This is a genomic window from Bacillus sp. LQ01 (assembly GCF_057624735.1).
This window is the reverse complement of sequence record NZ_JBYEZL010000001.1, coordinates 849119-872363: the sequence shown is the minus strand read 5'-3', so window position 1 is coordinate 872363 and position 23245 is coordinate 849119. Positions and strand designations below refer to the sequence as shown.

The window sequence follows — 23245 nt, the reverse complement described above, 5'->3', positions numbered from 1 at the left end:
AACAAAAAAATAAGACCTCTTGGGCAGAGGCCTTATACTATATGCTGTATCGCTTCAACGATATCATCAAATTGGAAACTATCCGATCGACCTTGCTTTAAAAATGTATTTATGCCTTCTACTTTATTTTTACATTCAAAAATATAAGCATTTTCTTCATTTTCTTGAATCGTTCCTAGCTTAAAATACAATTCATTTTCTTTATAAATTGATAAAATCCTTCTCATTTCATTTGCAAGTTGCCAATGATGTGGCGAAACAATTTCTTCCATAATCCTACTTACTGAATCTAATACTGAAATTGCAGGATAATGACTAAGCGTTGCAAGCTCACGCTTTAATACGATATGTCCATCTAAAATACCACGTGCTAAATCTGGTACAGGACCATTTAAATCATCCCCATCAACAAGCACCGTATAAATACCTGTTATAGATCCCTTTTGTGTTTTTCCGGACCGCTCTAACAACTTCTTCATATAACTTTCCATTAACAGTGTTTTACCACCAATCGGTAACTCTTTAACAGCAATATCAACACTTCTTCGTGCATCGGCAAAACGAGTAACAGAGTCCATCATAAGTAATACGTTATTACCTTGATCACGGAAGTATTCAGCAATAGACGTTGCGAGTTTCGCTGCACGAAGTTGCATAAGATGACTTTCATCTGACGTCGCTACAACAACGACGCTTTTTCGCATACCTTCCTCGCCTAACTCTTTTCGAATAAAGTCTTTTACTTCCCGGCCACGTTCCCCTACTAAACTAATAACATTTATATCAGCTTTTGCATTTTTTGCTATCATTCCAAGTAAAGTTGATTTACCAACACCTGACCCAGCAAAAATACCAATCTTTTGACCGATACCAATTGTTAGCATAGAATCAATTGATTTTATTCCTGTTTCAAATACATCGGTAATCTCTTCACGTTCAAATGCATGTATAGGTGGTGCATCTAGTTTTATTTTCTGTAATGGAATGTTTTCAGCTTCCTCATTTAACACTTCACCATTTGCACTTAACACTTTTCCGAGCAAGTGATTACCACGTGGTACAACAACATCTTCTGAAACTAATGTCACTGAATCTCCATAACATACTTTTTCTGTCTGTTCAAATGGAAGTAGCATATTATTTTCTTTTTCAATGGCAATCACTTCACATAAGACGTTATGTTCTCCAACGAAGCAAACATCTCCAATCTTCGCTTTCGGCCCTTTTGCTACGAAAAACTGTTCTTGTACACTATGAACTTTGCCTACTTTCGTATACAGCGGTGTTTTAATAAACTTATTCCATTTTTCGTTCTCATTCATTAACAGGCGGCTCATACATTTTGCTCCTCAAATAACTTCTCTTCTTCCCATTTCTGACGAAGTTTTGCAAATATAGGTGCAAATTTAAATTCAAAGAACTCTTTCTCTTCTTCCAGAACAAATTCACCAAACTGCAAGGAGAAATCATATTTCCATTCTACTAATTGTAGTAACCAATATTCTTTCGTATTCTCCTTCTCTTCTTGAATACGTTCAAACGTTTCTGGATGTACTGTAATGATTAATTTTTCAAACGAAGTTGGCAATGTTTGCACGATGCCAGTTAAAATAGGTAACACATCAAGCAATCGTGAATCTACCGCTTGATTCACGATTTTTTCTGCTAGATGAAAAGATTGATCCCATAATAACTCTGTCCATTCATATGCTGTTTCTTGTTGTTCTTTTTGAAATTGCACACGCGCTGCTTCCATCTGTTCCATTTGCTCATGAATATGCATTTGAAATTGTTCTTTATCTTGTAATAACTGCTGCCGCTCTCGTTCTAGCATTTGCTTCTCTTGCCTTAGCTGATTCATTTCCATATGTAATGATTCTTGCTGGGCGCGAAGTTCTGCATGATCAGCTTGTAATTCTTCCTCTTCTATTTGAACTGAAGCTGGTTTTGGAAATTGTAATTCATACGTTTCTTCAGAAAAAGAAACAGAATTCTTCGGAATTCTGTTTTTAAATAAGGACATCCTCTTCACCTCTTTGAACGATAATTCTTCCTTCTTTCTCTAGCTTTTTCACTGTACCAGTGATCGTTTGCTGCGCTTTTTCAGCATCCGTCATCTTAAGCGGTCCTAAGCCATCTAATTCTTCTAGAATCATCTCTTTACGGTTTGAAGACATACATGTAAATAATTTCTCTTTAATTTCTTCTTTTGCAATTTTAAGTGCTTTCGCAAGAACACCGTTATCTGTAATTTCTTCTAATACACGGCGAAGCGCAAGATCTTCAAGACCAAGTAAGTCTTCAAAGACAAACATATTTTCTTTAATTTTCTCAGATAACTCATAATCGACTTCATCCAGCTTTTGAAAGACTGTTTTTTCAACACCTCGTGAAACATTATTTAAAATATTTACGATTGTTTTCAAGCCATCAGTTTTATTAATTGCACTAAATGCCATATTATTTAATTTCGATTTTAACAACTCACCAATTTGATTAATTAACTCACCATCAACTTGTTCTAGTTTCGCTATACCCATTACCGTTTCAACGCGCTTATGATCTGGCAATCTCTCAATTAATTGAGACGCAAGTTGCGGTTTAATATAAGAAGCGATAATTGCAATTGTTTGTGGTGACTCATCATTAAGCACTGTAAGAAGTGGCTCTAAATCTGTAAGTGAATTTAAGAACTCAAACGGATTATCTTTGTTATACCAAAGATCTTCCAATAATTTTTCCAGTTCGTCTTCTGGCATGTTTTTAAATATGCGACGAATGTATTCTTTATCTGGAGTGACTAAGTTCAATTCTTTTACATTTAGTTCATATAAGAACTCTCCTAGTACATTTTCTAACGTTTCTGGTTTGTATACACGAAACTTTGCGATTTCACGAAGTAATACTTCTTTTTCCTCAGCTGTCATATATTCAATGACTTTTGCTGCCACCCCTTCTTCTAATGTACGAATAAGGATGGCAGCTTTTTCTTTGGAGGAGATTTCATCTAACATCGTTGTTCCTCCCTTACTGTCCGTTTAACCATTTTTTAATTACTTTTGCAGTTCCTTCTACATGTTCTTTCGTAGCATCCTGCACTTGTTCATCTAACGTTGGTTCTTTCGGTTCTTCTGGTTCAGGTTTTGGCTCTGGCACTATTTTTTCTTCAGGAATTTCCAAGATACTTTCATTACTTGCAGCAATTTCCTCTTCTGCTAAGTATTCTTCATATTCCTCTTCTTCTTTCTTTCTCTTACGTCTTGCTAATAAGAACCATACTAGGCCACCAATCGCTAATAAGCCAGCTGTAATTCCACCGAATAACCACCAGTTCATACCACTTTTTTCTGGCTCTTTCTCTTTTTCGGCTTTCGGCTGATCGAACTGAACAGTTACAACGTTAACTTGACCATTTATAAAGTTACCGTTCGGATCAGCTTGAAGTCCTGCCGCTGTTCCGATTGCTTCTTTAAAAGTTGTCATATCAATTCTACGTTTTACTAGCGTATCATTATCTACCCATACAACAACATTTGTTTTCGTTAATTCTGGGTGTTTCTTAATTGTTTCAACTGTTTTATCTATTTCATAGTTTTCGATTTTGTTACCATTTTTATTATCATAGACAACTTTACCATTTTGATTATTGTTCGTACCGTAGTTTGGCACTTCACCGTTCGCTGTAATACCAGCACCTTGCTTCGTATCTGCCCCTTCTTGCGCAGTAGAGCTTTCCTCTTGCTCTTGTTTACTACGAAGTACACCTTTATCACCATACTTTTCTGACTGACGTGTAACTTCATCGTAGTTTACAGATACTTTCGTATTCACTTTATATTCATTCGGTTTAAACATCGTCATTAACGTTGCATCAATATCTTGCTTTAATTTACCTTCAAGTTGGTGCTGCATCTCTACTTCTTTCTCGTAAGAAGAGGAACTACTAGAATGTGCTTCATCTGCTCCTTTTGAGATAACACCTTTTTTACTATCAATAACACTTACTTCTTCTGCCTTCACACCAGGAACTGCTGCACTAATCATTTGCTGTATACCTGCAACTTGATCAGCTGTTAACAATTGGCCACGTTTCACTCCAACCGTAATCGCCGCTGTTCCTTTTGCTTTTTCTTCATCAAAAATTGTCTCTTTTTCAGGCAATGTAATTTGAACATTTGCCGTTTCAACTGTCGCAAAGTTTCTTACAATATCTTGCTCCAATTGCTTCTTCGTACCGACAATTTGCTTCATTTTTTTATCTTGTTCACTTGAACCGAGAGAGCTTTCTAATAAAATTTCTTCACCGCTTTTCGAATTAAACGGTAAGCCCATCCCATTCATTTCTTTTCGAACCCATGGAGCATCATTCTTTTGCACACGAATTGAACCATCGGCCGCTAATTGGTAATCGACACCTAACTTCGATAATTCTGCTGTAATCTCTTGTTTATCTGCATCATTTAAATTTTGATATACAACAACATATTTATCTGGCAAGGTGAAGTATAAAAGTGCTCCTGTTACAATCGCTAAAAGCGCAGCACCGATTACTAACTTATGCCACGTTTTTAACGATTGGATAACATTTTTCATCTTTTCCATTTAAACACACCCGTCCACTTTCCTAAATTTGCATATTAATTAGTGACTTATAATTTTCAATAAGATTATCACGTACGAGAGCAGCTGTTTTCATTTGAGACTCAGCTTTCTTTTGCTGAATTAAAACGTCATGTGTTTCTCCTACCCCTTTAGTTAGTAAATCATATACTGCTGTTTGCGCATTGTTTTGCGTTTGATTCATATCTTCCAATAAATCAATAAACTTTTTCCCCTCAACTACAGATGTTTGAGAAGTTTTCGGTGCACCAATTGACTGAATTGCTCCAAATGGTTGTGTATGTAACATTGGTTGAATTTTCATATTACTATCTTCCCCCTTATCCTCGGCCGATTTCTAAATCTTTATCAAGCATTTTTTTATTCGCATTTAATACACTCGTATTCGCTTCATACATTTTTTGAGCAACCATTACATTCGTCATTTCAGCAGTTACATCAATATTGGGATAACGTACATATCCTTCTTCATTTGCGTGCGGATGCGTCGGATCATACACTAAATTTTCCGTTTTGTCTGCTTCAATACTTTTTATTTTTACTCCGTTAGTAGGAGCCCCATCTAACATACTTGCAAAACTATTGTTTGATTCTAGCACCACACTACGACGCTCATATAAATCTGCCCCCGGAGCCGCCGTCGTATTTGCATTTACAATATTGTTAGAAGTAACTTCCATCCACTTTCTCGCTGTTGTTAGCCCTGAGCCACTTGCATTAATTGCCTGAAACATCCGTTGTCTCTCCTTCTACTTTTAACGTCCGCGTGCCGCTTGGTTAATTGCATATTGTGTATTAATTGCGTTAATTGAAATACCGTATAACTGATTCGCTTTCATTAAATCTAGCATTTCTGTCGTTACATCCACACTATTTCCGTCTTTATTCGTTTGCATTGATTTTGTTTGAATCTTTGCATATGTATTTTTCGTATTTACTGTCGGCAAGTGCATTTCATTCGTTTGATATAAATCTGGATTGCTCTTTAAATCTGCCGCATTGTTTTTATATAATGCACTACTTTTATTCATCTGCTCAGCAAATGTTACATCTTGTGCTTTATAGCCAGGTGTATTCGCATTTGCAATATTACTAGAAACCGTATTTCGTTTCGTCACTAAATAATTCATATAATGGCTTACATCACTCACTAAATCTGGCATATTCCACACCCTTCCTTTTCTAACTTAATGATCCACTGATAGAAGTTTCACTTCATTATTTATTTTCTTATATGCATTTATTAAAATATTTACTATTATGTACCCTTACATATTTTATTCCATTTTTTCATTGTTGTCTTTAGAAAAATATAAAAATATAAAAAAGAATGCAAAAAACTGTATACACACGGTAATCTATAGAACATTTCAATATATAAACTAAAGTCCATTTTTCTATTATTTAGATTACAATTATTATTTCATCACAGTCATAAAATGAAACCTCAATCAGCGGGTTCTTTATGTAAACGAAGGAATAGACCCCCTTTTAAAAGGGGAACCTGTTTCCAGACGTTATTATTAATATTTACCGTAAAATGAATTAGCCTTCATTCGCCCATCATTTGTCATAATCATTTCTTCCAAAATCTTTTGCTTATCCCGAATATGCTGTGCTGCCTTAATAATGAACGGGCTTACCTCCGCCGCAACTTGTGCACGCGTTTCTTCATCCAATGTCATCATCCAGCGATTTAACATCTCACTCTTCTCAGCAAACTCTCTGTCTGACACTTGCAATTCACCGATTTCATTAAAACAGCTGACAAACGTCCGATAAATATCATTGTTCATTTTCAAGTGCTCCGCGGTAACCGTCTATTAAATCTTGTAACACTTTCACAATTGCATCAATATCTTTCGCTTCACGCGTTACTTTCATCGTTTGAATTTGAATGCTAATCCAATCATATAAACCATAGAGACTATCATATAAATCTTTCGTAATTTCAGGATTTAATTGAAGCTTTAGTTCTTCAAAAATACGTTCTAATTTTTCAAGAAGTGCGTCCCCTTCTTGTAGTTTAAAAGTATGTAAAAGTTCTTCTAAATTACGAAACTCTACAATACATCTTTCATAAATAAAAATTGTATTTTTAATCGGATTACTCGTCATAATATCATTTTGCATATAACGTTGCCATGCTTGCATACGATCACTTCCTCAACTTTCATTAATCATCACTTTTTTGTTTTGTCATTGCTTTAATTGTTTTGAGTTGGCTATCAAGCGCCGCCAATGTACTCTCTAGCTTTTGATACTTCTTCACGATTTCATCTTGCTTTTGCAAGTTTTGCGTCTCAATATCTTTAATCTTTTTATCTAAATCACTTACACGTGAGTCAATGTTTTTAACTCTCTCGCCGACTACACCTTTATCACCGAATAGTTTATCAAGCGGTTCTTCCATCATTTTTCCTAAACCGTTAGAACTAAAGAAAAATTGCTTCGCTGCATCGGGTTTTTCTTTTAATGCTTGTGTTAATTTTTCATCATTAACTTCCATCGTTCCATCTTGCTTTAATTGAATACCAAATGTGAATAAATAATTACCATCTTGAGAAAATGTTACGACATTGTTCATTGCCTGACGTACACTTTGCATAATAGCTTGACCTTGGAAAGCTCCACCTTTTCCAGCAAAGATATCTACTGTAGAAACAGCTTTATTATAATCAGCTACCATTTTTTTAATAACATTCGATGCGTCTGTTACGTTTGAGTCATTTACTGTAAATTTTAGATCTATACCTTTTGCTTTTGGATCTGTTGTTGTACCAGCATTTGGCGCTCCTTCTACTTTCGGCTCAGTTACCTTTAACAACTCAATTTTCACACCAGGAAGAGCTTCAATTGTATTAGTAGAACCTTCCCCTTTGATACCATTAATAGTATACATAGCATTTTGTGCTTCATTGATTGTATTGAGCGCTGTGCCATCCGCCTTAGCTAAACCCATATCTTGAAATAGTGTAGATGTGTTCGCCTCAAACTTAATCTGTCCATCTGTTCCCTCTTTTTTCGAGGTCATGAAAATTTTATTTCCAAGTGTATAAGCTGATACGCCATAATCTCCATCATTAATCTTATTAATTAAATCTTTATATGTCATATCAGTTGTTACTTTTAATTCTTTACCACCTAGTTTTAATGTTTCATCTTTAGGAAGTTTCGCATTTATATCTTTAATTTCATTAGAAGCTATTTGATGACGTTGCGCGAGCTGTGTAATTGTCATATTAAAAGTTCCTGCAATCGCACCACCATCTGCTTTTACATTAATATAACCTTCTTGTGTTGTCGTTACTTTTTTCTCATTCCCTTTAAAAGCCGCTAAGTTTTTAAACGTTTGTGTGAAAGAACTAAATTCTGATTTTAAACTTGTATATAATAATTTATCATTTGTAAGGTCGTTCTTTTCTTTCGTATATGGTGTTTTTCTCATATCTAACGCTTGCATTTCTAATTCTACTAGGTTAGAAGTATCGATCATATTATTTCCGAGGTTCCAAATTTGTTGTCTACCACCAATACCTGTCATCGTTGTTCCTGCCATTTTTCTCACTCCTTGTAGATTACATGTAGTCTAAAATACTCGTTTTACTCATCGTACTAACTGCTTTAAGTGTCGCTTCATACGTCGCATTTATATATGCCAAGTCAGAAATTGCGACCGCTAAATCAACATCCTCAATTTCTTTACGGTTTTCTTGAAGCGCTAAATTTTGCTCACTTAAAATTGTTTTAAACGTCTCCATTGTGTTCATTGTTGAACCAACTTCAGTTGTACGGTTAATGATGCCATCTAAGTTTTTCTTATTTTCTCCTAATAACGGTTGTAACGCTTTTTGGTCACCTTTTTGCATCGCTTCGCTCATCTGTTTTAACGTTTTTATAACCGGGGATAATAATGCTTCTCCGTTACGGAATGCCTTTAACTCATAACCGTCATTTAGTTGCCAGTTCACATCATTTTGTCCACCCTGGTACGTACCATCTTCTGTAAATGGTGACTTTTCTGCACTATCACCACCGAAAATATAACGACCTTGCTCTTTCGTATTCGCTAAATATACAACTTGTTTTAAAATTTGATCAATCTCTGCACCGATGGCTTTCAATTCTTTTTCACCATTTGGCTCATTTAATGCCTGTACCGTTAATTGATCTGCTCTCGTTAAAGATTTAAAAATACCTTGCAAAGTATTTTCAGTTTGTGTTAATACATTTTTTGAGTCAGCTAAATCTTTTTGCATTTGTTCAATATTCGCCAATGAATGTTGAATCGCAAATGATTTACTCGCTGCAAGTGGATCTTCACTCATAAGAAGATTTTTCTTCCCTGAAGTTACTTGGTTTCTATGGTATTGTTGTTGCACATTCAAATCCATTAACTGATTCTTTGCCCAGTTTGCATTTTGAAATGTAGATACTCTCATTTCTATCTCCTCCTTATATATTTCCAATCAATTATTATCACTTATCGAATAATCGAAAATAGACTATCAAACACTTCATTCATCGTAGTAATAGCTTTAGAGTTTGCGACGAAATATTTTTGGAAGGCCATTAAATTTACCATTTCCTCTTCCATATTTACACCTTCAACGCTCATTTTTTCTTGTTGAATACCTTCTAGTAAGTCGCCATGAATTTTTTGATAACCATTTACTGCACTTTTATCAGATGCAACACGAACTATAAATTGGTCTAATGCTTGTTTATAAGAAAGACCTTCTTTATAATCGTCATCTGTAACTGCTGCTAGTTTATTTGCTGTTTCAGCAGACATTTTCATTTTCGAAACATCTTTTTGGAATTCTGGATTTAACTTCATCTCTTTCGCATAATCTCCAACGAAGAAATCTTTTCCCATCACTGTATTCACTTGATTTTTCATTGAACTCATTAAGTCTTCGAGATTTTTTTTATAATCAACAATCTTCGCTTTCGTATCAATCGCTGATTTTATCGCTCCGCTAGTTACAGAGATTTCTGAACCGTAAATCTCAACTGACATTGGGTCTTTTTCTTTATTTAATTGAAGTGGATATGTATCTTGTCCATTTACTGTTAAAATACCATTCATTCTAACACTCGCGATATTAGGATTCATAGATTCATAAGATACTTCGATGTTTGCATACTTAGACATCTCTGTAACGATGCGATCTCGTTCGTCTAAAAGTTGATTCGGCACTTGTGTACCCGCTTGTCCAATTTTATGATTCGCTTCTGCTAAACTAGCAGCCAGACGATTAAATTCATTAACATGCGCTTCAATATCTTCTGCCGTCTGCGCTTCCACTGTATCTAAGTTTTTCGCAAGACGATTTACTTGACTAGTGAACTTCCCAGTTTCAGAAATTAATGTATCGTAGTAGTTTGGTTGTTCTGGATTTTTTGCTACTTCACGAAAGGCATTAAAGAAACCGTCCATTAAACTAGATAATGAATTCTTCCCTGTCGTTCCAACCATAGACTCTACACGTGATAAAGTCGAATTCATGTAGTTATAGTAAGAGAGCTGAGATAATTGATCATTAAACTGCTTCGTTTTTACCTCATCAGTAATACGGTCAACACCTAGCGTTTGTACACCGTAACCAATTCTCTGTTCTGGCGTATGACCATTGCTTGCTCCAACAGATCCGTAATTCACCATTTGACGAACATAACCCGGTGTATGAATGTTAGACAAGTTTTGTTTCGTTGTTTGTAACCCCATTTGAGCCGCTAACATACCCGATAGCGGTGTATTATAATCAGATAATCTCATAAAGCTTCACTTCTCCTTTACAATAGTTCATTCATAAAGATTTGCGAATTATTGTTTCGCTCTAAGTTATATTCAGAAACAGAATCCACAATACTTTCTGTAGTTTTTAATAGTACGTTTAAGTAATATTGATTTTTCAAAAGAATCATTTTTACATTCTCTTCTAATTCAGTTACGTTTTTTTGTAATTCTTTCATTTTTTCAATTTCTTCTTGAGAAAAATACGAAAATAACGCACTTACACGAAACGATTCAACCCCTTGTTCTTTACAGAACTGAACAACCATTTCTTCAAATGAGCTTGATAACCCTTTTAAACCATCAATGTAATGCAATTGCTCTACTTGCAACTTTTGAACTGCATTTACATTTTTATTTTTTAAATTCTCATATATTTGCTCTCCAAGCGCTTGAATATTTTCATACGCTTTTTGAATAATAACGAGTTTTTCATATAATTGTATGTACATATAGCTTCCTTTCTTTTACAAGACTAAATTCACAATTAAACCATGGATTTCTCCAATTTGATTTAACATTTCTAAATGTCCTGTTTTCGTATTAATTAAATTCATAACATCTTCTAATTCATTCAATCCCATTTCTGCCTGTTTCACAATCGTCATTTTCTGTGAATATCCGTAACGCGGGTGACGAGACATGACATCTTTATACTGCAATACATTATCAACGTAAAAATTCAAAAATGATTTTACTGTATTTTTGTATTCCATTACATTATCAAGCGTTAATTCCATTTCAATTTTCTCTTTAATTTCTCCAATATTATCGACAAACGCTTCCATTTGTTCTAGCAATTTATCTTTTTTCGGATCTGCATGCAAATTATCCGAAAATGCAAGTCCTGTCCTGACATTTGCTTCTTTCGGCATTTGAGTAGCAGGCGGTATATGCGATAAAATTGGATTATGCGAGATAGAACGTAGCATATATATCACCTATTTATTTTTTTATTTCTTCCTAAACTTAATCGTAAAATCCAGTTATTTATAATTATACTCTGAACAGTAATATTTTGCAGTTATTTTTTATAAAAGATATGTTACAATTTAGCATGAGGTGGCACAATTCTATGAATATTTTCCTTTGTGGTTCAAATCAATTAACAGCATTAGATCAAGAAGAAATTAAAAAATTTTTAACTGACTATGCTCACAAACATAAAATTTACATATTATGTTATAAATCTATTGAAAATGAGGTTCTTCGTTTTTTCGTTGAGAATGAAAGACTCGCTCAAAATTTATGCCTTTACACGCTGCAACCATTGCCAGCAATAACAGATGAATTTCAAGAAGTCGTTGATTACTTAAAAAAACACGGAGCCGAATATGTTGCTTTTGATCATCCTTCCGACTCCATTTACCGATCAGATTATATGTTTTTTGTTAAACAAATTATTGAAGACACTGATTTAGTTCTCTGTTTTTATAATGGGGACAAACATACATCTGTCATCCCTGTCGATGTTGCAAAAGAAGCAGGTATTGATGCTGTCATTTATGATTTACCAGGATTACATGAAAAGCAAATGAAAAAAAGCTTTGAACAAAAAATTCGTATGATGTAAAGGGGGAGGCACAATACCATTATTGTGCCCATTGTAAATATGATAATTGAACAAGATTATGATCATTTTATCGCGAGTTTTAAACAACAATTCAATATGGACATCGCTTCATATAAACAAGATAGAATGCGCCGTAGAATCGATGCTTTCATTTCGAGAAAAGGCTTCGAAAACTACACTAATTTTTTAAACAAATTACGCGCTGATCAAAATTTATTTTTAAATTTTATTGACTATATTACAATTAACGTTTCAGAGTTTTTTAGAAATAAAGAACGATGGCAAACTTTAGAGTCGAAAGCACTACCAAAATTACTCGAACAAAATAGCGGAAAATTAAAGGTATGGAGTGCCGCTTGCGCTGCTGGTGAAGAACCATATACACTCTCTTTAATTTTATCAAAGCATCTAGCTCCATTTCGTTTTGAAATTCAAGCAACAGATCTTGATTTTCATATTTTAGAAACCGCAAAACGCGCTCAATATACGGAACGTTCGTTAAAGGAATTACCTACTGATTTGAAAGAACGTCATTTCACAAAAGAGAATGGTCTATATTCATTGCATCAAAACATTAAACAAAACGTCTCGTTTAAACAACATGACCTTTTAATGCAGTCATTCGATACAAATTATGATTTGATTATTTGTCGTAATGTAATGATATATTTCACAGAAGAAGCAAGAATAAAACTTTACGAAAAATTTAGTCGTTCTTTACGAAAAGGCGGTGTACTATTTGTTGGTAGTACGGAACAAATTTTAACACCCGAACGTTACAATCTTCAGCGATTTGATACATTCTTCTACGAAAAAATATAAAAGAGGTCGTCACAATGGAGTGACGACCTTTTTACATAACTCGAATTAAAATAATACCGACAATCCATATGAAGAGAAAAAGAAACGTCATAGACCATTTATGTTCTTGCATCGTTTGTTTCAATGCCTGTGATAATTGTGTCATGTTCATTTCCGCAAGCGCTCTCCATACACTTACATCCCGATCTTTAGCAATGCGGTCTGTAACGCTAATTAAAATCGTTTCGTTAGACAATTTCGTTATATAAGCAGTAATAACCGTTACCATCAAATTTATATTTCCTTCTGAAGAATCACTTTCCACTCTAGAGATGAGTGCACTTACATCTAGTAAAGGAATATGTACTTTTCTACCAAATGATAGTTGCACTTCAGCGAAATCATATGTTCCATCTAACAAAGGAAGTTCTTTTATATGCGCCTGCTTAATAAGTCCTTGCAGGCTTCTAATTACTTGTTCAAACACTTTTTCTGATTGCTTTCCTTCTTCAGATAACGTATGTAACTTTTTAAAAAGTTGTAACACTGTATCCATCTCTTTAGAAAGCATTTCCTTCATAATCTTTCCATCACTTAAACTTGCAAGTAAAATACCTATTTCATTATTTTTCGAAATAATTTTAGACTGTCCAGTAAACACTAAATTGCTACGCTTTCGTTCTTTCTGGATTTCATGTTCCGAAATAGCTGCAGGCTGTTTTAATGGTTGTAGCGTCTTATCTTCAATTGTCGTACGTTTAATCTCCATTTAAGCGCCTCCACTACTATGAAATAATTAGCCCCATTCTTTATTACTCTTTAAAACTAAAAACAGTACGAACAAACCTGACATGATAGTAAATACATCCGAAGCTTGTACTCCCTGTTCACCTTTTTCTTCTTCCTTGTCTTTCGTTTCTTCTTTTTGTTCTTTCTTTTTAGAGACAACTTGTTTGTTATTTTTCTCTTTTTGGTCCTTCGCCTTATGTACTTCCTTGTTGTCTTCGAACGGCTCTTTTATAACGTAAGTAAATTTCTCTTTCAACGGTTCTTTTATAAACTTATTTACTTTCTCATCTTGCTTCGGAATTTGAACAACCGGCAATTTTTCTTCTAGAAGCGGGTTTTTGACTTTCAAATCTTCTCGCTTCTCATTTTCTTTCTTATCTTCTAATTCATTTTCTAGTTTATTATCTAATTTCTCTTCTTTCTCTTTCTCTTCTATCTTTTTATCATCTTCGTTTTTTGGCGCCAAAACAGAAATGGTATATTCACTTTCTTCAACAAGTTTATTACCTGCTGCATCTATTATCTCTACAAGTAATTCGTATGGCCCAGCCGGCAATGCTTCTGTTATTTCAAATACTTTTTGCCAATCCATATCATGCTTGTTGTAGTCTAATAAAAACGAAAGCTCTTTATTTTCTTTCCCTTTTAATGTAACGCGCACTTCTTTTACAACCGATTCTATATCTGATGCTTTTACTCGTATATGTATAGAATCTCCCTGTTTTCGTTCAACTAAGTTCTCTTTTACTTCATCAATAGTAACTTTCTGTAACTTTGGCAATTCTTTATCTATAGTTGGCGTTTCATTTTTAATACGAATGAGCGGGACTTTCACTTCATTTTTTACGATTTCTTCTTTCTCATTCTCTTTGTAACTTTGAACGAGCTGAAGATTCCAATCACCTTGCAAATCAAAATTCCCTGCTTTATAGTTAGCAACCCAGCTCTTCGTTTCTTCATCATACTCAAAAGATAGTATTCTTTCTTGCGCATATTGCTCGCCATTTTTTTGTAGCTGCAATATACCTTTCATACTTTGAATGTTTTTCCCATTTGGTTCTACAGCAATTCGCACTTCTTCGCCAACTTTAAGCTCCGGCTTATTTACTGTAATAATTCCTTGTTCTGTTTCTATCTTTCTTTCATTCAATTGTTTATTTACTACTTCTTGTTGCTCTGCTTCTTTTTGTTTCTCTTCATCTTGCTTCGTTTCCACTTGTTCTGACGATTCTTGAGATTCCTTATTTTCTTCTTGTACATTCACTTCATTTATTTTTTGATCTGACTCAATTTGTTCCTCAGCCTGACTTTGCAAGGGGAAGAACAAGCACACATGTATGCATAGCCAACTCATTAGAAAAAACTTTACGTTTTTCATCTACTAGTTCAAACTCCTATTTCAATGCCTTATAGTGATTTCGTCACTTTTACTCCAAAAAATCCATCCACATTTACAAGTTCACCATACGCCACTAATACATCATTTACATAAATACGAATCGGTTCATCAATATCCTCATCTAGTACAACTGCTTCATTTTCTTGTAAACTTAATATATCTTGAATCGTTTTCACTGTACTTCCAAATACAAATTTCACGTTCATTTCTACATTTTGTAGAATGGACGTGTCCATATATACTGGTTCCATTTGTTTTACTTCTTTAAATTCAATAGGTTGCACAACTGGTTCTACAATTTTTTCTTCTTCAATTTCTTCTGTGGCAATCTCTTCTTCTTCCACCATCGGATACAGAAGTCGCCTTACCATTTCTTTCGCTTCGGAAATTGGCAAAATTTGATACATCTTCGATTGAAGCAAATCGCCAATTTCAAGATTGAACGTAATTTGAACGAGTTCGTCCACTTCCATTGACTCTCCCAAATATTCCATTTCTTCTTTTAACGTTACAAATTTAACATTTGGCGGCGTCATGTCCATTTTTTCTTGAAACATTTCTGACATCGCCGTAGCAGCATGACCCATCATTTGGTTCATAATTTCTTTAATACCGCTCAGTTCTAATTCAGTAAGCTCTTTTTCTGGGTCAACTTCCCCTGTTCCCATCATCATTAAATCTACCATTGTTAAGGCAACATCTTTCGTAAATACAAATACATTCTCATTCTTTAGCCCTTCAACAAAGTCGACATTTAAAATAACAAATGGTACTGGTACTCCATCATAATGACGAACATTGATTGCTTCCACATTTGGTGTACTAATTGTAACTGGCTGATTTAAAAGCGTTGACAATACTGTTGAAGCGGAGCCAATTGAAATATTTGCAATTTCACCAAGCACATCTTTCTCTTCTTGTGTTAAATGCTCTTTTTCAACTTCTTCTACAATCTCAGTTTCCACTACTTCTGCTGGTTCGTCTGTTTCTTCTACTCCACCAGATAATTGCATTAATTTATTTACCATTTGTTTCGCATGCTCAACTGAAACAATTTGTACAAGTTTAGAGTTTACAAGATTATCTATCTTTAAATCAAACGATACTTTAACAATCGTATGATTCCCATCGATTTCAGAGATTTTCTCCATTTCTTCTGATAACTTTACAACTTTAATCGTCGGCGGAGACATATCTACTGTATCTTGGAAGAATTCCGACATAGATGTAGCTGCGAATCCCATCATTTGATTCATCGCTTCTTGTACAGCACTTAGCTCTAATTCACCAAGTTCTTTTCCGTCCTCCACTTCACCTGTTCCCATCATCATTAAATCAGCAATGGACAATGCAACATCTTGCTTAAGGACAAGGAGGTTTTCCATATCTAATCCTTTTGTAAAATGAATGTTTAATACAACATGCGGAACTTCGACATCTCTTGAATCATATAAATCTACCAACTCTATACGAGGAGCAGTAATGCTTACTTGCCTATTTAAAATTGTTGATAATACAGTCGAAGCTGAACCAAATGATATATTTGCAATTTCGCCAAGAATATCGCATTCTTGAGGCGTTAAATGCTCATTTTCTTTTTCTAGCACAATCGTGCTCGTATCCCCTTTTGTGTGTTGCTCAGGCATTTTCCCTGCCTCCTCATTTCTGTTTTTCTATCAAATAATATAAACTCTTATTTTAGCAAACTCATTAGTATAAAACGTTACTATGTATCCATTATTAGATTCGTAACGATTAGCCAAAAAGCTCCCCAATTGTATACAAGTGGGGAGCTTTCCTTCATTCCTATTATAAACCTTCTGGGTTTAAAATGAGGACCACTCGTCCATCACCGAGAATCGTCGCACCAGAGAAATAGTTAGAACTCTCTGCAAAGAAGTCACCTAATGACTTTAAGACTATTTCTCTTTGACCGATAATTGTGTTTACAATAAGTCCATAGCTGCGATGTGTGTTACGAACAATTAACACAGGAACCATTTGACCATCATATGACGCAAACGCCTCATCTACTGTTTTTTCACCAAATACAGTACTTAAATGTTTCACTTCAATAATTTGATTACGATAATTTAACACATCTTTTCCTTGTAAGGATTGGATGTCTTCTCTCTTAATTCGAATTGCTTCAACGATATTTCCAAGAGGTAAAGCATAACGCTTATCATTCGTTTGAACAAGCATAGATTGAATAATAGACAACGTTAATGGAAGTTCAATTCTAAATGTACTTCCCTTTCCTTCCTCAGAATCAATAATTAAATGTCCACCTAAACTATGAATCGTATGTTTTACAACATCTAATCCGACACCGCGTCCAGAAAGATCTGATACAACTTCAGCTGTACTAAATCCTGGTTGGAAAATAAGATCAAACACTTCACGATCTGTTAATCTATTCGCATCCGCTTCAGTTACAACGCCATTTTTAATCGCTTTTTCTAATACTTTCCCTTTATTAATACCGTTTCCATCATCCGTAATTTGAATAACGACATGATTTCCACTATGAAAGGCTTCTAATTTAATCGTACCTGTCTCATTTTTACCTGCATCACGTCGTTTTTCAACAGTTTCAACACCGTGATCGATTGCATTTCGAATTAAATGAACGAGCGGATCACCGATTTCATCAATAACAATTTTATCTACTTCAGTATCTTCACCTGTAATTTGTAAATCGATTTTTTTCCCTAAATCTTTCGCTAACATACGTACCATACGCGGGAAACGATTGAACACAGTTTCAATCGGCACCATACGCATATTTAATAGTACATTTTGAATATCTTTTGAAATATCGCCTAATCGATTTAAATGTTCAATTAGCTCCTTGTTTTGAATCGTTTGAGCCAATTCATCAATGCGCCCACGTTCAATTACACTTTCTTCAAACATATTCATTAATCTTTCGATTTTCTCTAATTGAACACGAATTGAACGATTCTCCACTTTAGCATTTTTCGTTTTTGTAGTACTTTTAGCTGGCATAGCACTTGAAGGTTGATTCGTTGCCTCTATTGGTGATTCTACCTGCGTAGCCACAGCTGGTTGTAGCTTTCCTTCTACTTGCACAACTTCTTGTGTAACGACTTTTTTAGAAGCTACTTCCTTCGATATAGGTTCTCCTTGCTTTACTTCCACTTTCTCAATTTCAGAAACATGAAGTACTACTTGTTTCAATTCTTCTATACTACAATCAGTATCCATAAATACTGTAAATTCAAATCCGAAAGCATCTGCTTCAATTTCTTCAATACTCGGAGCTGTTTTTTGTATATTACCTACATTTTGCAATGCTTCAATACACATAATAGCACGTACCGCTTTTAAAATTGCTTGCTGTTCAACTGTTATATGCACTTCATGCGAAACTGCATCATCGGTGTCTATATGATTTTGCTCTATATGTTCCGTAGGAGTTTCTACATTGCCGTTCAATAATGCTTCTAATTTCTGTTTAGTTGAGGCTACATCAATATTGCCCATTCCACCTTGTTGCACATCTGCAACCATCTTCTCCAAATTATCAATGCACTCAAAAATCACATCAATAATATCCGCATTTACAACTATATTTCCATGACGAATTTCATCTAACACATTTTCCATCTTATGCGTTAAATCAGCCATTTCCGTAAATTCCATGCTCGCAGACATACCTTTGAATGTATGAGCGGATCGGAATATTTCTCCTACAACATCCATATCAGCAGGATTTTGTTCTAACACTAGCACATTTTCATTTAGCGACTGTAAATGTTCTTCTGACTCTTCGAAAAATATATTTAATAGATCTGTTTGCATTTTTATCCCCTACCTGTCTAACAAACATTTCATTTATGTATAACAATTTAGTGTTTTACAATGAGAAAAAAGGGGGCCACACGTCGATCCGCTATCACTGTTTTGATTCCTTGTGGCACCCCTTCTATATTAACTATTTGCTACTTTTGTTAAAGCTTCAATTACACGATCCGCTTGGAATGGCTTTACAATAAAGTCTTTTGCCCCGCCCTTAATTGCATCTAATACCATACCTTGTTGTCCCATTGCAGAACAAATAACAACCTTTGCACTTGAATCAATTTTAATAATTTCTTTTAATGCTTCAAGCCCGTCCATTTCTGGCATAGTAATATCTAATGTTACAATATCAGGTTGAAGTTCTTTATACTTTTGAATTGCTTCTACCCCATTCTCTGCTTCGCCAATAACTTCAAATTCAGCATTACTTTTTAATAAGTTTTTAATCATCGTTCGCATAAACATCGCATCGTCTACTACTAAAATTTTATGTGCCATTCTTTTTAATTCTCTCCTTCTATGTATAAATATATCTTAATATTTCACCTTATCATTCTCACTCATTATACAAAATAAAATGATAAAATTTAATATTTTTTTAAAAGAATTTTCGTGTTTTTATTATTTTATTATTAAAATAATAATATACTACTCTTTTATATAAATAACAACGCGACGGTTTTTTTCCCAGTTTTGCGGTGAATCATTTGGTACAATTGGCTTTGTGTCTGCATATCCTACCGCAGCTAGCCTTTTATCGTCCACATTATACACTTCAATTAAATGGTGAATCATATTTGCCGCTCGTGCTGAAGATAACTCCCAATTAGAAGGGAATTTCTCGTTATGAATAGGTCTACTATCTGTATGTCCCTCTACAACAATTGGGTTAGGTACGGATTGAAAAAATCCAACTAATTGACTTATTATCCCTTTCGCTTCGGGCTTAACGTTCGCATCGCCTGTATCAAATATTAAATTATCTACTATAACGACGCTTACCCCTGTATCCTCTCGATATACATTCACTTGACTAATACCATTATTATCTACATATGCTTTTAACTTCTTATATAATTCATCCATTCTCTTTTTTGAAATCATTTTTTCATCATTTTTTTCATGTGAAATATCCGGTATTGTATTTTCCATTACTTTTGCATCTACTTGCCCCGTATCACTAAACTTTTCAAGCATCTTTGACAATTTTACTGCATCTTGCTTTGATGTAGCAACTAGTAATACAAAGAAAGTTAATAATAACATCGTTAAATCTGTAAAAGTTGTCATCCAACGAGGCGATCCCTTTTGCGGTCCTTTACTCATCATACCACTCCTTGAAATATTAGGCTGCTCCTTTTACCTTTTTTACCTTTGTTTCGTATACGTATGTATCCAGTTTCAACTTTAATTTAGAAGGGATTTGTCCACGATACAATTCTGAAATTGCTTCTATTACAAACTTCTTCTCTGTATATAAATCTTCAATACCACGATATACTTTTTCCGCAAGAGGGATTGCAATCATATTCGCAAGTACAGACCCATATAATGTCGTTAACATCGCAACTGCCATTCCTGTACCAATTTGCGATGTATCTTGTAAGTTTTGGAGCATAATGATAAGACCGATTAACGTACCAATCATTCCCCAAGCTGGAGCAAAATCACCAATTTTATCTAATAATGCTGCTCCTTTTCTTAACTCATACACTTCCGTTTCAATATCTTTCAATAACACTTCTTTTAATTCATCTTCATCGTAACCGCTTAACATTAATCGAATTCCTTTTTGAATAAAAGGATTGTCTACTTGCTCTCCATCTACCTCTAAAGAAAGCAAGCCGTTCTTTTTAGACTTTTTCGAAAAATCGACAAACAAATCCGTTAACTGTTCTAAATCTTCTTCTCTTCTATGTAAAACAGTAAAAATGCTTTTCGTATATTTTTTTATTTCTCCAAATCGATATGCCACAACAATTGTCGCTGTTGTTCCCCCTATGACAATTAAAATAGATGAAATATCTAAAAAGTTTTTGAAAGCTTTTATTCCACCGCCACCAAGCATAATTGCCGCTATCACTATAATGAAACCTACTATAATGCCCACTGGGCTAGAAATATCAAACTTCCTTTTTCTTCTTTGTGGTCTAGCTAATACTTGATTTTTCTCTCCCATATTTCTGCCCTTTCCTTTCCATTTTTATATAACATTTTTTTATTTTAATAATACGTTTTCACATATAACATGTATTATACGCTTATCATCTGTTTATCGCAATATACTCATAAAATTGACACATTTCATTTCTATATTAGAATTATGGTATGAATAAATGAGGAGGATCACGATGGAACACAACATTTTACAAGTCATTGCATTAGCAGAAAAACTAAAATATGAAATGCGACATAGCTGGCTTTCCAACGGACGTCAAGAAAGTGTTGCCGAACATACATGGCGGATGTCTCTAATGGCCATTTTAGTTGAACCTTATTTGGATCAAAAAGTAAGTATTGAGAAATTACTTAAAATGGTTATTATTCACGACCTAGTCGAAGCCGAAGCTGGTGATATTCCTGCTTTTGATACAATGAATAGTCACGAATTACAGCTACAAAAACAAAAAAATGAACTGGAGGCTATTTTAAATATTAAACAAACGTTAACAGGTTCTCTCGGCGAGGAATTATATGACTTATGGATGGAGTTTGAAGCGAAAGAAACGTACGAAGCAAAAGTTGCTAATGCACTCGATAAACTTGAGGTAAAAATTCAGCATAACGAAGCTGATATTGATACGTGGCTACCAATTGAACATAAAATGACGTTCCAAGTAGCAAAGCATACAAACTTTGATTCTTTCTTATCTAAATTACAAAAAATTATTGAACAAGATGGAGAAAAGAAGTTAATTGCTGCCGGCATTGATGTTGAGGCATGCAAGCAATAATGAAATAAGACACTCAACAAGAGTGTCTTATTTCATTATTGTTGATATAGCCTGCTTATAAATAAGCTGTTGTTTTCCATCCACTAAGATTAAAACTGTAAATTTATCCACTCCAACAACTTCTCCTATTATTCTAACGCCACTCTTTAAGAAAATTGTCACTGTACCTTTTTCTTCTTTTATTTGTTTATACAATTCTTCCTGTAAATGTTCCAATTACTGTCCTCTCCTTTCTGTGAAACATCTTAATATAAAAAACTATAAATTTTTTATTTATGCACTTTGTCTTTTATGTTCATAAACTTATTAATAAGTATATCTAAATCACGACTAAATAACAAAACTTTATCATGATCCAATCCGTGTCTCGCAACAAGTTGAATTAACTCTTTCTTTTTGTTTTCTATTTTATTTTTTAATTGTCCCATCTCCATCTCTATACTAAAACTCCCTTTTCCCATAATATTACTTGTAAAATTATAGTACATATTCTCTCATAAAAAAATAAGAAAATGGTTTTTTTTACAATTTTTTATTTTTTATGCCTAAATTATGAATTACGTAAAGGTTTATTTACAAATCACTAACATGCAATCCTAATGAATCTACAGGCATTTGTCTAATTATAAATGAGACTGGCTCGTTTTCTATACAAAAAACATACTGTATATAGTAGTCCATGAACCATATAGATTAACTTACTAAAAAGGAGGAAAACATATGAGTTATGGTGGAAGTTGCGCTGGTTTCGGCGGTGGATTTGCTTTGCTTATCGTACTATTCATCCTTCTAATCATCATCGGATGTAGCTGTTGGGGTGGCGGCGGATACGGATATTAATATATCCTATCCTTGAAAAATGAACTAAAAACTATAGAAAAACAGCTCAAATATGAGCTGTTTTTTTTCATACTTTCGTATGAATTTATATCCCTCTTATTTGCGATTTCAACTAGCAACATATTGTTTACTATGGAATAAGAAACATTTTTACTAAGGGGGATTACAATGATTAGAGGTCTTTACGAAGCACATTTACCTGTCCGCAACTTAAAAGTATCAATACCTTTTTATGAATCACTAGGGCTAAAATTATATAAAAGAGGAGATAATATTGCTTTCTTTTGGATTAAAGAAAATGAGAGTTGGCTCGGCCTTTGGGAAGGCACAGAATACAAAGTGAATTATCACCCCTCTTTACGACATATCGCCTTTCAAGTAAGTTTACATGATTTAGAAAATGCGATTCATTGGCTAAATCAAAAAGGAATTTCAGCACGAAAAGACTTTGGAATGGAACCAATTGAACCGATTGTTTTTCCGGAATTAGCACATGCAGCCGTATACTTTAACGACCCTGATGGAAATAGTTTAGAATTGATTGCACAATTACCTGTTGGACTTCCCACAGCGGAAAAAGTGTATTTAAGTGAGTGGAAAGAACAAATTCAAACATCGTCATTACATAAGGATTAATCTAT

28 protein-coding genes are annotated in these 23245 nt (G+C 34.2%); 5 read left to right on the top strand and 23 right to left on the bottom strand.

What is annotated here, in order from left to right:
- Positions 1-32: 32 nt before the first annotated feature.
- The 14 genes from fliI to AC22L0_RS04635 all read right to left on the bottom strand — a co-directional run bounded on the left by fliI (position 33) and on the right by AC22L0_RS04635 (position 11352).
- The gene (gene fliI, locus AC22L0_RS04700; RefSeq protein WP_044796752.1) at positions 33-1337 is read right to left on the bottom strand and encodes a flagellar protein export ATPase FliI; all 1305 of its coding nucleotides are present in this window, start codon (positions 1335-1337) and stop codon (positions 33-35) included.
- Positions 1334-2023, bottom strand: coding sequence for a FliH/SctL family protein (locus AC22L0_RS04695; protein ID WP_000051691.1), 690 nt, complete (start codon positions 2021-2023; stop codon positions 1334-1336). The genes fliI and AC22L0_RS04695 overlap by 4 nt, the downstream gene beginning before the upstream one ends.
- Positions 2010-3014 (bottom strand): flagellar motor switch protein FliG, encoded by a 1005-nt coding sequence (gene fliG, locus AC22L0_RS04690; protein WP_000883364.1) that lies wholly within the window; start codon positions 3012-3014, stop codon positions 2010-2012. The genes AC22L0_RS04695 and fliG overlap by 14 nt, the downstream gene beginning before the upstream one ends.
- Before the next feature lie 13 nt (positions 3015-3027).
- The gene (locus AC22L0_RS04685) at positions 3028-4602 is read right to left on the bottom strand and encodes a flagellar M-ring protein FliF C-terminal domain-containing protein (protein WP_053514213.1); all 1575 of its coding nucleotides are present in this window, start codon (positions 4600-4602) and stop codon (positions 3028-3030) included.
- A 22-nt stretch (positions 4603-4624) separates the two neighbouring features.
- On the bottom strand, positions 4625-4924 hold the full coding sequence (fliE, locus tag AC22L0_RS04680) for a flagellar hook-basal body complex protein FliE (protein ID WP_000701672.1): 300 nt from the start codon (positions 4922-4924) through the stop codon (positions 4625-4627).
- A 16-nt stretch (positions 4925-4940) separates the two neighbouring features.
- Entirely contained in the window at positions 4941-5354 is a 414-nt protein-coding gene (gene flgC / locus AC22L0_RS04675) for a flagellar basal body rod protein FlgC (RefSeq protein ID WP_000484680.1), read from the bottom strand.
- Between the two features lie 21 nt (positions 5355-5375).
- Entirely contained in the window at positions 5376-5783 is a 408-nt protein-coding gene (gene flgB / locus AC22L0_RS04670) for a flagellar basal body rod protein FlgB (protein ID WP_001113108.1), read from the bottom strand.
- Positions 5784-6143: 360 nt separating this feature from the next.
- On the bottom strand, positions 6144-6416 hold the full coding sequence (locus AC22L0_RS04665) for a hypothetical protein (RefSeq protein ID WP_001058088.1): 273 nt from the start codon (positions 6414-6416) through the stop codon (positions 6144-6146).
- Positions 6406-6774, bottom strand: a complete 369-nt coding sequence (locus tag AC22L0_RS04660; RefSeq protein ID WP_001149516.1) for a flagellar export chaperone FliS — start codon at positions 6772-6774, stop codon at positions 6406-6408. Before AC22L0_RS04660 ends, AC22L0_RS04665 begins: the two co-directional genes overlap by 11 nt.
- 22 nt (positions 6775-6796) lie before the next feature.
- A complete protein-coding gene (locus tag AC22L0_RS04655; RefSeq protein ID WP_087966016.1) occupies positions 6797-8179 on the bottom strand; it encodes a flagellar hook-associated protein 2 in 1383 nt (460 codons plus the stop codon).
- A gap of 19 nt (positions 8180-8198) precedes the next feature.
- Positions 8199-9062, bottom strand: coding sequence for a flagellar hook-associated protein 3 (locus AC22L0_RS04650; RefSeq protein ID WP_001266405.1), 864 nt, complete (start codon positions 9060-9062; stop codon positions 8199-8201).
- Positions 9063-9103: 41 nt separating this feature from the next.
- On the bottom strand, positions 9104-10402 hold the full coding sequence (flgK, locus tag AC22L0_RS04645) for a flagellar hook-associated protein FlgK (RefSeq protein WP_001239711.1): 1299 nt from the start codon (positions 10400-10402) through the stop codon (positions 9104-9106).
- A gap of 17 nt (positions 10403-10419) precedes the next feature.
- Positions 10420-10872, bottom strand: a complete 453-nt coding sequence (locus AC22L0_RS04640) for a hypothetical protein (RefSeq protein WP_487272154.1) — start codon at positions 10870-10872, stop codon at positions 10420-10422.
- 15 nt (positions 10873-10887) lie between these two features.
- Positions 10888-11352, bottom strand: a complete 465-nt coding sequence (locus AC22L0_RS04635; protein ID WP_000946323.1) for a YaaR family protein — start codon at positions 11350-11352, stop codon at positions 10888-10890.
- A 143-nt stretch (positions 11353-11495) separates the two neighbouring features.
- Between AC22L0_RS04635 and AC22L0_RS04630 the strand changes: the two genes are divergently transcribed.
- Positions 11496-11993: a hypothetical protein gene (locus tag AC22L0_RS04630; protein ID WP_001020105.1), complete on the top strand. Its 498-nt coding sequence runs from the start codon at positions 11496-11498 to the stop codon at positions 11991-11993.
- Positions 11994-12032: 39 nt separating this feature from the next.
- Entirely contained in the window at positions 12033-12815 is a 783-nt protein-coding gene (locus tag AC22L0_RS04625) for a CheR family methyltransferase (protein ID WP_000582874.1), read from the top strand.
- Between the two features lie 31 nt (positions 12816-12846).
- Here the strand turns inward: AC22L0_RS04625 and AC22L0_RS04620 are convergent, their stop codons facing one another.
- The 7 genes from AC22L0_RS04620 to AC22L0_RS04590 form a co-directional block, all read right to left on the bottom strand.
- Positions 12847-13563, bottom strand: coding sequence for a hypothetical protein (locus AC22L0_RS04620; RefSeq protein WP_000403962.1), 717 nt, complete (start codon positions 13561-13563; stop codon positions 12847-12849).
- 27 nt (positions 13564-13590) lie between these two features.
- Entirely contained in the window at positions 13591-14961 is a 1371-nt protein-coding gene (locus AC22L0_RS04615; protein ID WP_487272153.1) for a transglycosylase, read from the bottom strand.
- A 29-nt stretch (positions 14962-14990) separates the two neighbouring features.
- A complete protein-coding gene (locus tag AC22L0_RS04610; protein ID WP_001115014.1) occupies positions 14991-16628 on the bottom strand; it encodes a flagellar motor switch protein in 1638 nt (545 codons plus the stop codon).
- 163 nt (positions 16629-16791) lie between these two features.
- Positions 16792-18810, bottom strand: a complete 2019-nt coding sequence (locus AC22L0_RS04605; RefSeq protein ID WP_001192611.1) for a chemotaxis protein CheA — start codon at positions 18808-18810, stop codon at positions 16792-16794.
- A gap of 129 nt (positions 18811-18939) precedes the next feature.
- A complete protein-coding gene (locus tag AC22L0_RS04600; RefSeq protein WP_000940568.1) occupies positions 18940-19308 on the bottom strand; it encodes a response regulator in 369 nt (122 codons plus the stop codon).
- Positions 19309-19458: 150 nt separating this feature from the next.
- The gene (locus tag AC22L0_RS04595; protein ID WP_000033627.1) at positions 19459-20136 is read right to left on the bottom strand and encodes an OmpA family protein; all 678 of its coding nucleotides are present in this window, start codon (positions 20134-20136) and stop codon (positions 19459-19461) included.
- A gap of 19 nt (positions 20137-20155) precedes the next feature.
- On the bottom strand, positions 20156-20989 hold the full coding sequence (locus tag AC22L0_RS04590; protein ID WP_000504185.1) for a flagellar motor protein MotP: 834 nt from the start codon (positions 20987-20989) through the stop codon (positions 20156-20158).
- A 172-nt stretch (positions 20990-21161) separates the two neighbouring features.
- Between AC22L0_RS04590 and AC22L0_RS04585 the strand changes: the two genes are divergently transcribed.
- Positions 21162-21764: an HD domain-containing protein gene (locus tag AC22L0_RS04585; protein WP_000400780.1), complete on the top strand. Its 603-nt coding sequence runs from the start codon at positions 21162-21164 to the stop codon at positions 21762-21764.
- A 27-nt stretch (positions 21765-21791) separates the two neighbouring features.
- Here the strand turns inward: AC22L0_RS04585 and hfq are convergent, their stop codons facing one another.
- Positions 21792-21980 (bottom strand): RNA chaperone Hfq, encoded by a 189-nt coding sequence (gene hfq / locus AC22L0_RS04580; protein ID WP_000400664.1) that lies wholly within the window; start codon positions 21978-21980, stop codon positions 21792-21794.
- A gap of 53 nt (positions 21981-22033) precedes the next feature.
- Positions 22034-22252, bottom strand: a complete 219-nt coding sequence (locus tag AC22L0_RS04575) for an aspartyl-phosphate phosphatase Spo0E family protein (RefSeq protein ID WP_000291688.1) — start codon at positions 22250-22252, stop codon at positions 22034-22036.
- Positions 22253-22484: 232 nt separating this feature from the next.
- Here AC22L0_RS04575 and AC22L0_RS04570 point away from each other — a divergent pair, with 232 nt between their 5' ends.
- Together AC22L0_RS04570 and AC22L0_RS04565 are read left to right on the top strand one after the other, a co-directional pair.
- Positions 22485-22604 (top strand): YjcZ family sporulation protein, encoded by a 120-nt coding sequence (locus tag AC22L0_RS04570; protein ID WP_000120179.1) that lies wholly within the window; start codon positions 22485-22487, stop codon positions 22602-22604.
- A gap of 168 nt (positions 22605-22772) precedes the next feature.
- A complete protein-coding gene (locus AC22L0_RS04565; RefSeq protein ID WP_000617953.1) occupies positions 22773-23240 on the top strand; it encodes a VOC family protein in 468 nt (155 codons plus the stop codon).
- The last annotated feature ends 5 nt before the right edge of the window (positions 23241-23245 follow it).